This window comes from Pseudoalteromonas shioyasakiensis (assembly GCF_022398475.1).
Lineage (GTDB): Bacteria > Pseudomonadota > Gammaproteobacteria > Enterobacterales > Alteromonadaceae > Pseudoalteromonas.
Genome location: NZ_JAKEVM010000161.1, coordinates 1 through 9,518 on the forward strand (window position 1 = coordinate 1; position 9,518 = coordinate 9,518).

The 9,518-nt window shown below is 41.6% G+C and carries 10 protein-coding genes and 2 pseudogenes; 9 read left to right on the forward strand and 3 right to left on the reverse strand.

Annotation, left to right across the window (positions count from 1 at the left end):
• The first annotated feature begins 124 nt into the window (after positions 1-124).
• The gene (locus L1D51_RS18990; protein WP_239964514.1) at positions 125-1,168 is read left to right on the forward strand and encodes a flavin reductase family protein; all 1,044 of its coding nucleotides are present in this window, start codon (positions 125-127) and stop codon (positions 1,166-1,168) included.
• Positions 1,165-2,226, forward strand: coding sequence for a fatty acid desaturase family protein (locus tag L1D51_RS18995; RefSeq protein ID WP_239964515.1), 1,062 nt, complete (start codon positions 1,165-1,167; stop codon positions 2,224-2,226). Before L1D51_RS18990 ends, L1D51_RS18995 begins: the two co-directional genes overlap by 4 nt.
• A 220-nt stretch (positions 2,227-2,446) precedes the next feature.
• Here the strand turns inward: L1D51_RS18995 and L1D51_RS19000 are convergent, their stop codons facing one another.
• Both L1D51_RS19000 and L1D51_RS19005 read right to left on the reverse strand, forming a co-directional pair.
• The gene (locus L1D51_RS19000) at positions 2,447-2,722 is read right to left on the reverse strand and encodes a hypothetical protein (protein ID WP_239964516.1); all 276 of its coding nucleotides are present in this window, start codon (positions 2,720-2,722) and stop codon (positions 2,447-2,449) included.
• 21 nt (positions 2,723-2,743) lie between these two features.
• Entirely contained in the window at positions 2,744-3,100 is a 357-nt protein-coding gene (locus L1D51_RS19005) for a winged helix-turn-helix transcriptional regulator (protein ID WP_239964517.1), read from the reverse strand.
• Between the two features lie 127 nt (positions 3,101-3,227).
• On the opposite strand from L1D51_RS19005, the gene L1D51_RS19010 reads away from it, so the two are divergent.
• The 7 genes and pseudogenes from L1D51_RS19010 (at position 3,228) to L1D51_RS19040 (ending at position 8,789) form a co-directional block, all read left to right on the forward strand.
• Positions 3,228-3,809: an NAD(P)H-dependent oxidoreductase gene (locus L1D51_RS19010; RefSeq protein ID WP_239964518.1), complete on the forward strand. Its 582-nt coding sequence runs from the start codon at positions 3,228-3,230 to the stop codon at positions 3,807-3,809.
• 9 nt (positions 3,810-3,818) lie between these two features.
• Positions 3,819-4,367 carry a redoxin domain-containing protein gene (locus L1D51_RS19015; RefSeq protein ID WP_239964519.1) on the forward strand — a complete coding sequence of 183 codons (549 nt, stop codon included), beginning with the start codon at positions 3,819-3,821 and terminating at the stop codon, positions 4,365-4,367.
• A gap of 9 nt (positions 4,368-4,376) precedes the next feature.
• On the forward strand, positions 4,377-4,742 hold the full coding sequence (locus tag L1D51_RS19020) for a cupin domain-containing protein (protein ID WP_239964520.1): 366 nt from the start codon (positions 4,377-4,379) through the stop codon (positions 4,740-4,742).
• Positions 4,743-4,754: 12 nt separating this feature from the next.
• The gene (locus L1D51_RS19025) at positions 4,755-5,957 is read left to right on the forward strand and encodes a low temperature requirement protein A (RefSeq protein WP_239964521.1); all 1,203 of its coding nucleotides are present in this window, start codon (positions 4,755-4,757) and stop codon (positions 5,955-5,957) included.
• Between the two features lie 168 nt (positions 5,958-6,125).
• Complete coding sequence (locus tag L1D51_RS19030) at positions 6,126-7,028, forward strand: TIGR03571 family LLM class oxidoreductase (RefSeq protein WP_239964522.1); 903 nt, start codon at positions 6,126-6,128, stop codon at positions 7,026-7,028.
• A gap of 9 nt (positions 7,029-7,037) precedes the next feature.
• A pseudogene (gene dkgB / locus L1D51_RS19035) lies at positions 7,038-7,844 on the forward strand (2,5-didehydrogluconate reductase DkgB); the annotation flags it as partial.
• Between the two features lie 60 nt (positions 7,845-7,904).
• A complete protein-coding gene (locus tag L1D51_RS19040) occupies positions 7,905-8,789 on the forward strand; it encodes an alcohol dehydrogenase catalytic domain-containing protein (protein WP_239964523.1) in 885 nt (294 codons plus the stop codon).
• A 37-nt stretch (positions 8,790-8,826) separates the two neighbouring features.
• Here the strand turns inward: L1D51_RS19040 and L1D51_RS19045 are convergent.
• A pseudogene (locus tag L1D51_RS19045) lies at positions 8,827-9,424 on the reverse strand (DUF417 family protein).
• Positions 9,425-9,518 lie beyond the last annotated feature (94 nt).

Here is a 9,518-nt window from a genome sequence, read left to right on the forward strand (position 1 = left end):
ACTCTTAATAGCGAGCTAATGCCCTCCAATTTAGAGCTAATACTCAAATTAGGCTTGCAATTATCACCTTTCAGCTTACACTTGTACGCCAAGTGAGCGTACACCTGTAAGCTATAGGCGAAAAATGAGAGCGTTATTAAATTCATTATCAAAACATTTATTGCATCATCAATCATGGGCTGGGTACTGGGAGCCAGTGGTTCAGTGCTTTAAACCAGGCTGGCGCGAAGGCTACTTTCGTGCACAAGTAAAACATATACAGGTGTTTGCTGAACAAAGTATTGAGTTGATTATTGAGCCAGAAAAAGCATGGCCCATTCATCAAGCAGGCCAGCACATTGCGTTAACCATACAAACGAATGGACGACTACTAACGCGCATGTTTACCATCGCTAGCGAACCACAACTGGCAAGGCAGCAGCGACAAATTCGTTTATTGATCCGCAGCCAAGAGATCGGCGCATTTACGTCAAAGCTAACAAACTTGAGGCCAGGGCAATGGCTTAATATTTCAGAGCCTAAAGGCCAGTTTGTTATGCCAAATACCGCGCGTTCTTTAATCATGCTTGCCGGTGGCTCAGGCATTACGCCATTTATAGCCATGCTTAAATCAATACCTGCTGATAGCAAACAAACTATAACCCTGCTTTATTATGCAAAGCCGAACAGCCACTGGCTTAAAGATGAACTTGAGCAACTAAAGCAATCGCTGAGCAATTTTGATTATCACTTACTTGAGCGCAACAAAGATGGCGATGCGACAACATGGCTGACAACAAATACGCATAAACACTGGTTAGTGTGCGGCCCAGCAGCTTTGTATAAGCAAGCAGCCGCTTTAGCTAAGCAATTAAATACGCCTATAGACAGTGAGCATTTCAGTGCAGTCCCTGCTGTTTTAGCAACCTCTGATAAGCACGAACTAACACTCACTCATCAGGGCAAAACATTCACTATTGATAACCAACAAACCTTACTGACTCATTTACAAGCGAATGAACAGCCGGTGTCAGTTGGCTGTGGTATGGGGATTTGCCATCAATGCCAATGCGTTAAAAAGCAAGGCATCGTGCGTGATATTCGCACCGGTGAGCTCTCTGATAGCTCAGAGCAGTTAATTCAACTTTGTATATCGCAACCAGTCAGTGACGTGGAGTTATCAGCATGAAGACAACAAAAACAGTCAATTTTGAAAAATTAGCAGCTCAACTCGATAGCGTTAAAGCAGATGTAAAATCAAAACTCGGTGAGCAAGATGCAAAATACATTCGCCGCGTTATTGTTTGCCAGCGAGTGTTTGAATGGAGTGGCCGAATTTTATTAATGCTAGGCTTTATTCAGCCTGTTTTATGGCTCGTGGGTGTGCTTAGTTTAGCCACAGCAAAAATCCTCGATAACATGGAAATTGGCCACAATGTGATGCATGGCCAATACGACTGGATGAATGATAAATACATAAATTCAAAGTCTTACGAGTGGGATATAGCGTGCGATGGGGCTAGCTGGAACCGTGTTCACAACTACGAGCACCACACCTATACCAATATTATTGGTAAAGATCGCGACTTTGGCTATGGATTACTTCGCTTATCGAATGACTTTCGTTGGCGGGTAAAAAACCTATGGCAATTTGTTACTTACCTATTACTCAGTGTGCTGTTCCAATGGGGAGTGTCGTACCATGAAATGGCAGCCGAGCGAGTATTTTTTGGCAAGAAAAAAGATGACCGCGATTACAAAGTACCGCACAGCGAACTGAAAAAGCGCTTTTTTAGTAAAGGTACGCGCCAGCTAGTGAAAGACTACCTGCTCTTTCCACTGATTGCTGGGCCTTTATTTTTGTGGGTTTTGGCGGGCAACCTAGCGGCTAATTTATTACGTAACCTGTGGACCTCAACCATTATCTTTTGCGGGCATTTTACCGGTGAAGTTGAAACATTTAACCAGCAAGACTGCGAAAATGAATCACAAGGCCAGTGGTATTACCGCCAAGCGTTGGGGTCATCAAATATCAAAGGGGGTAACCTGTTTCATGTAATGACTGGGCACTTGAGCTATCAAATAGAGCATCACTTATTCCCAGATTTACCCGCAAAACGTTACCGCGAAATTGCCCCTAAGGTGCAAGCTATCTTTAGAGAGCACGGTATTCACTACAATACCGGCGGCTTCTTTCGCCAGTACTTTTCAGTCGTAAAACGAATTGTGCGCTACTCTTTTCCGTAATTGATGAACGCCAGTCCACAGTGCTGGCTTTTTTAAAAATAATTTTATGGCAAGGAGTTAGCTTCGAGAATCAGTCCGTTAATATCTAACTGTAATTCATCATCTGCTGCTTGTTCCGTGAAAGATAAAGCTGTATTGGCAAAGTTTAGCGCTAGGGCCTTATCAGCTTTCTCTAGGTAATTCTCTGCAATCGCAAAATTAATCGACGCTAAATAATCCTCTAGTTGAATAGCATTGCTAACTCTAGCGCCTTGAAATAATAGCTAAGTGCAATTTCTGGATTATGATAGGTAAAGTCAGCGAGCGTTTCCCACTGAAACGGATGATCAAGCGGTGTGCCTGCAAACTTGTCGCAGATTTCTTTTATTTGATTGTACGCCACCCACTCTTGTTGTTTATTGTTAGCATTTACAATATCAAGCGCAAGTTGATGAATCGCCTCATAATGAGGTGGCTTTTTAATTGATTCAACCTCTCCAAATTGTTCCTTATGCATTCCCTGCCCTCTCTAAGCTAATTAAATCTCATTCGATTCAGACCAAACCCGTAACTCATCGAGTATATGCAGTGCTGAGCGGCCAAAATCAGTAAGTTCATAGGTCACTGCTATCGGGCGGGTGCTAATAACATGACGGGTGATCATCGCTCTACTTTCAAGCTCTTTTAGACGTTGGTCGATCATCTTTTTGCTTGCACCACCCAGCATACGCGTTAAATCATTAAAGCGCACAGGGCCATCTTTTAAATGGTAGATAATAGATCCCGTCCATTTACCGCCAATCAAACGCATGCCTTTTTCAATAGCACACGGCTCCAGGCAAGCATTTAAAACTTTTTTTCTACCCTTACTATCTGTTTCTACTGAACTTTCCAAAACATCCTCGCATTTTTCAGCCTAGTTACAAAAAGGTGACTGGTTGATTAAATAATCTAGGTTACTATTATACACCACAGAATATATTTTGAACACGATAAAGTAATTAGCAAACGGATACTCAACTATGAAAAACGTATTAATTATTAACGCACATCACTATTACCCTTTTTCTGAAGGTAAGTTAAATGCTGCTTTAATCGAAAAAGCCGACGCTTTTTTTCAAGCAAAAGGCTATCAAACTCGTGTGGTTAACACACAAGACGAATTTGATGTAGAAACTGAACTTGAGAACCATCAATGGGCAGATATCGTCTTTTTGCAATCACCTATTAATTGGATGGGCATGACTTGGTCATTCAAAAAATACATGGATGAAGTGTACACAGCAGGCATGGGTGGAGCGCTTTGCCATGGTGATGGTCGCCATCAAGACAATCCAAAAGCTAATTACGGTAAAGGCGGCACCTTAAATAACACTCAATATATGATGTCGCTGACCTTAAATGCACCTGCAGAATCATTTGCAGATGCCGCTGACTTTTTTGAAGGTAAAAGTGTTGATGACCTTGTTTTCCCAATGCATATGAACTTTAAATTTTTCGGTATGCAAGGGTTACCTACTTTCGCCTGTTTTGACGTGATGAAAAATGCAGACATCGACAGCGACTTTGCGCGCTTTGAAAAACACTTAAACGATAACTTTTAAGGAACACTCATGAGTAACGAATCTGTTTATAGCAATAAACTCCATCCGGGCAGTGCATTTCCTAGTATTAGTGCTGCACTTTTGAATGGTGAAAAGACTGTTCTTGGTCAACCTCAACACGGTGCAAGCTGGCAGCTTGTTGTTGTTTATCGTGGTAAGCATTGCCCTTTATGTACTCGCTATTTAAACAGCCTCGAGCAGTACAAAGCTGCGCTATTAGAAACAGGTGTTGATGTAATTGCTGTTTCAGGCGATAGCAAAGAGCAGTTAGAAGCGCATTTAGAGCAGTTATCAGTGTCATTTTCACTTGCTTACGGTTTGACTACAGAGCAAATGCAAACATTAGGTACTTACATATCTGATCCCCGTTCACCGCAAGAAACAGATCACCCTTTCGCAGAGCCTGCACTGTTTGTGGTTAACGAGCAAGGTAATGTACATGTGGTTGATTATTCTAATAACCCATTTGTAAGACCTGATTTAGCAACCTTGGTAAGTGGGCTTAACTGGATACGCGATCCAAAAAATAACTACCCAATTCGCGGTATGCATAAGTAGAGAGGAGCCATGAGCAAATTTACAACTTTGCTGATTGGCTTGGTGAGCATAATAATGTGCTCGCCACATGCCTTTTCAGCACAACTCCCCCATGCACATATTGCTTCACCTAATCACTATGAAGTATTGCTAGATAACAGTGAAGTACTTGTTTTGCGTATGACTTTAGCACCAGGTGAGCAAGATAATTGGCATAAGCATAATGCTGAAACTGTCTACTTTGAGACAGGTGGTAAGGCAACCATCAGTACAAAAGAGTCACAAACAACACTTGAGATCCCCAATGGCTATGTGATGTGGCATGACGCATGGACTCACCAAGTCAAAAATGAAGGTGAAACCACCATCACTGCAATTATTGTTGAGAGCAAATAGGTAGGAGCAATTATGGCATTAGAAAACCACCCTATGTGGCGCTTACCTAAGCATCACCTAGATTTAAAAAGTTCACATGACCATGTTCATTGGGTTGAATTATTTTATGACCTTATTCATGTGGTAATCATTTTTCTGCTAGGTAATTTTTTAAGCGACCACTTACATTTAAGTGGTTTTCTTACTTTTGCAGGTTTATTCATCACCGTATGGTTCGCGTGGGCTGACTCCAGCGTTTTTAACTCACTCTATGTCAGTACAGATGTAAAACATCGGCTGATCATGGCCTGCCAAATTGTCACCGCCATGGTTATGGCAACCTCTATTCCCCATGTACTTGACAAAGGCTGGACATATTTTGCATTGGCCTATGCAGCTAACCGACTTATTACAGCGTATTTATTTCATCGCACCAATCAATTAGGGATCGAATCAACAAAATTAGCACGCAGTGTGAGCCGTAACTACTTTGCTCTTGCCATTATCTTTGCAACCACAGCTTTTATGCCTGCACCCTATAGTTATTGGGTATTTGGCACTGCGATTGCCGCTATCCAAGTTTTATATATGGCTCCAAAAATTGGTGTACTTGAAAATAAACGTTTTTTACCACGCCTTGGGCATATGTCTGAGCGCTTTGCCCTTTTACTGCTCATTGTCTTAGGCGAAGGTTTCTTTAAATTGGTGATTACTTTATCAGAAAAAGGAATTTATAAAGTCGACCCCTCTGTACTGGCTAACTTTATGTTTGGTGGTATTGCTGTATTTGTGCAATGCTGGATTTACTTTGACTTTGTTGGCAATGGTAAACCCAAAAATCAACACAAATGGACACTCGTAAGTTGGTGGTTAGCTCACCTATTTTTAATGTTATGTGCAGTTATGGTTGGCGTTGCGCTCGCCGGCGAAGTGAAAGCTGGGTTCTGGCAACCCTACCCACTTAAATATGGTGTCATTGGCTGCGTAGGCTTAGCAGGCTACTTATTGAGTTTATTGTGGATCCAGTTAATGATCGAACACCGTGTAGCGCATCGTTTTGCAACAGCTAAAGTAAGAATGTTTGGCGTTATACTCGCTTTGGTTACTATTCCTATTTTACCTCATGTACCTTCGCTCATTGGCAACATACTTTGGGGCACTGCACTGATTTCACAAATTGCCTACCCAGTCACTCGCGCATACTTTACCCTTTCAAACGAAGAAGCTAATTCATAACAATTAAAACACCTTTGCAAAAACAACAAAGGTGTTTTGTAATCCTTGCTGTTTTTCGCAAAAAAAATTAGCGCCACAATACCCTCATTACTTAACCATAAATCACTTTCAGGGCGCATTAAATTGTTAAGTTTCGCTTAGCTATGCCCCTTAAAGTTTGGAGTCATAATGAGTTTTGATAAATTAGCACATAAGCCATTCTCAATTGGTGTTGAACTTCCACTTGATAATGACTGGGCAAATTTCAAACAACAATCAAATCAATCATTTGGGATCCCTGATTTAGCTAACCATGAATCACGTGTTCAACTTGCTGATGAGCTTGGCTATGTTGCGGCATGGGTTCGCGACGTGCCGATTTATGACCCTCAATTTGGTGATGCTGCCCAAGTTTATGAAACTTTCAGCTACCTTGGCTATTTAGCAGCTAAAACCAAGAATATATTACTTGGCACCGCAGCGGTTGTATTGCCATTGTGCCAACCTTGGCTTGTTAAAAAGGCAGCAAATACTGTGCAAGCGCTAAGTAATGATCGGCTAATTTTAGGTGTTGCCAGTGGTGATAGACCCATTGAATACCCTTTATTCGATATTGATTTTGCAAGCCGTGGTGAGCAACTACGTGAATCTGTTTCGCTACTTAAAGGCGCCCCTAAGCGACCTTTAGAAGCGGGTCAAAAGCTACTACCAGAAGTGAAAGATTTCCCACTTTATGTAGCAGGTCTTGCTCAGCAAAGCCCTCAATGGGTTGGCGAAAACATGGACGGCTGGCTTGCTTACCCAGGCACACCAGATGATCATCAAAAGCGTGTCGCCTTGTGGCGAGATGTCGCAGGTAATAAGCCGTACGTTAGTTTTATTCATTTAAATTTATTAGATGATCCTGATGCACCTATAAAACGTCACCGTTTTGGGGTTGAAACAGGCGTCAACGGACTCATCTCAGAACTAAAGGCAATGAGAAATGCCGGTGTGAATCACATTGGCCTGCACTTTAGACGTAACGAATTACCCATCGAATGGGCATTAAAGCACATCGGCGAACATGTTTTGCCCAAGTTCCATAATTAAGGAGTTATGATGTCACAATCAATTATGCCAAAACTGGGTTTTGGTACATTTAGATTACAAGACGAAGTTGCATATCAAAGTGTGCTAACAGCTATTGAAGAGGGCTTTAGACACATCGACACCGCGCAAATTTACGGTAACGAAGAAGCTGTTGGCCGAGCGATTAAAGACAGTGGTGTTGCACGTGGTGAGTTATTTATTACCACCAAAGTATGGAATGATAAGTTAAATAAAACGGACTTTATTAACAGCGTAAAAGAGAGCCTGACTAAACTACAACTAGATCACGTCGACTTACTGCTTATTCATTGGCCAAGCCCAGCCAATGGCGAAAGCATGCATGAGTATTTAACCGAGTTACAATCAGCAAAAGAGCTTGGTTTAACGAAAGAAATTGGTGTTTCAAACTTTACCATTGCACAAATGGAAGAAGCCTTAAGTATTTTGCCAAAAGGCGCGTTATTTACCAATCAAGTTGAAGTTCACCCCTACCTAACCAACCAAAAAGTACGTGATTTTTGTGCGCAAAACGACATTCTCGTTACTGGCTATATGCCATTTGCGGTAGGTAAAGTACTTAAAGATCCAACCATTAAAGCGATTGCAGACAAACACCAAGTGAGCACCGCTGAAGTGGTCATTGCTTGGGAATTAGCTCATGACATGGTGACGATACCGTCATCGACCAAACGCGAAAATATGGCTACCAACTTAAAAGCCCTTTCGCTTAGCTTAAGCCAAGACGAGATCAATCAAATTGATGCCCTTAGTTGCGGCGACAGGCAAGCAAACCCGGATTTTGCTCCTGACTGGGATCATGATGAAGTAAAGACAACTCATGCTTGGCAGTTTCAAGGTGCTGATAAAGCACTCGCTTTGGGATTAAAAGCTGTACCAGCACTTAAAGCAGGGCAAATTTTAGTCCGAAATCTAGCGGTTGGCATCAATCCAGTTGATTGGAAGTTTATTCAAGCTGATCCTATTAATTGGACAGATACACACACTCCTGGTGTAGACGGTGCTGGGGTTGTTGAGCAGGTAGGCGATGGTGTCGATAGCAAACTCATCGGTAAAACAGTCGCTTATCATCATAGCTTGAGTGAAAACGGCAGCTTTGCTAAACACACAGTACTTTATGCAGAGCGTGTTATGCAGGTGCCAAAAGGGTTAGCTGCTAATGTTGCTGCTGCATTACCTTGCCCACTGCTTACTGCATGGCAAGCTTTTAGCAAAATACCATTACGCAAAGACGAAAAAGTATTAGTTACCGGCATGGGAGCTGTTAATAAACTGCTGACGCAAATGCTGAACCACAGTGGCTTTGAAGTTCATGCATTATCAAAAAGCTTAACGGCAGAGCAGGCAGAAAAGCTTGGCGTTAAGTTAGTATTACGCGACGCGCCTTCTGAGGGTGGCTACTTTGCACTCTTTGATGCTAATGGTCCTGAAGAAGCTAAAAAGTTAGTGCCACTTCTACAGGCAAATGGTCATGTGATCAGTATTTTAGGACGCATTGAAACACCAGTCGATGAGCCATTCACGCGCACTATTTCTTATCATGAAATTGCCCTTGGTGCATTACACGATTATGGTGATACACAGCAATGGCAACGTCTTGTAAGTGATGGCGAAAAGCTCCTTAATGACATTGCGTCGGGTACTTTAAATGTTGAAGAACCCACTGACTTTGAATTTAACAATATCAATGACGCCCTTGAGTTTTCTAAAGTTCAAAAGCAAAAAGCCGTTGTAGTTGTTTAGTTATCATTTAAAAGGCCTCTTCTGAGGCCTTTTTATTTTATTCTGCTGTTTCTTTAGGTGTATTGTTGAATACAGCTAAATGATAAATAATCACTAAATTCGCTATAAACCACAGATCTTTAATTACAAACTGACCTAATCGCTCAAACACTGTAACGCTGCTAAGCGCATTAGGTGCGGTAATTAAAAAAGTTTGTGTCATGATAAATACCGAGCAACAGGCTAGTCCTGCAAGTAAAATAAGTTTCGCATTTCTGATAAATAAGCCAACACCTAACAGCGCCACACTCAAAATATCAAATATGCCAATCGCATTTGATGCTCCTTGCACGCTAAAAACAATATACAACCAAGACATAAACGGTGAAGATTCAACAAGGCTAACAATCGCATTTGCTTCAAAAGCAAAAAACTTCATGGCGCCAATCCAAACCAGCACTAATGCCAACAAAGCAAAATGCAAAGCCTGCGAGCATACTCATGATATGAGCTGGCACCTGAGCGTCTAATTTATAAAATGAAAAGATACTGCCAATGGCATTGGGGTTTGCTCCCAAGATAAAAGACAAGCCCAATAACGAAAAACTGATGGTGATAATTGCAACCACTAAATTATTTGATGTACGTAAATTCATTTAAACCCCTCTCTACTGCTTGTTTAAAAGACCTTAGTTAGGGGTAAAAACATTCATAATTAAATAAAATACAAGAAAAGTCTGAGTATTAGTT

Coding starts and splice junctions, on each gene's coding strand:
- L1D51_RS18990 (WP_239964514.1), top strand. CDS start 125: ATGAGAGCGTTATTAAATTCATTATCAAAACATTTATTGCATCATCAA.
- L1D51_RS18995 (WP_239964515.1), top strand. CDS start 1,165: ATGAAGACAACAAAAACAGTCAATTTTGAAAAATTAGCAGCTCAACTC.
- L1D51_RS19000 (WP_239964516.1), bottom strand. CDS start 2,722: ATGCATAAGGAACAATTTGGAGAGGTTGAATCAATTAAAAAGCCACCT.
- L1D51_RS19010 (WP_239964518.1), top strand. CDS start 3,228: ATGAAAAACGTATTAATTATTAACGCACATCACTATTACCCTTTTTCT.
- L1D51_RS19015 (WP_239964519.1), top strand. CDS start 3,819: ATGAGTAACGAATCTGTTTATAGCAATAAACTCCATCCGGGCAGTGCA.
- L1D51_RS19020 (WP_239964520.1), top strand. CDS start 4,377: ATGAGCAAATTTACAACTTTGCTGATTGGCTTGGTGAGCATAATAATG.
- L1D51_RS19025 (WP_239964521.1), top strand. CDS start 4,755: ATGGCATTAGAAAACCACCCTATGTGGCGCTTACCTAAGCATCACCTA.
- L1D51_RS19030 (WP_239964522.1), top strand. CDS start 6,126: ATGAGTTTTGATAAATTAGCACATAAGCCATTCTCAATTGGTGTTGAA.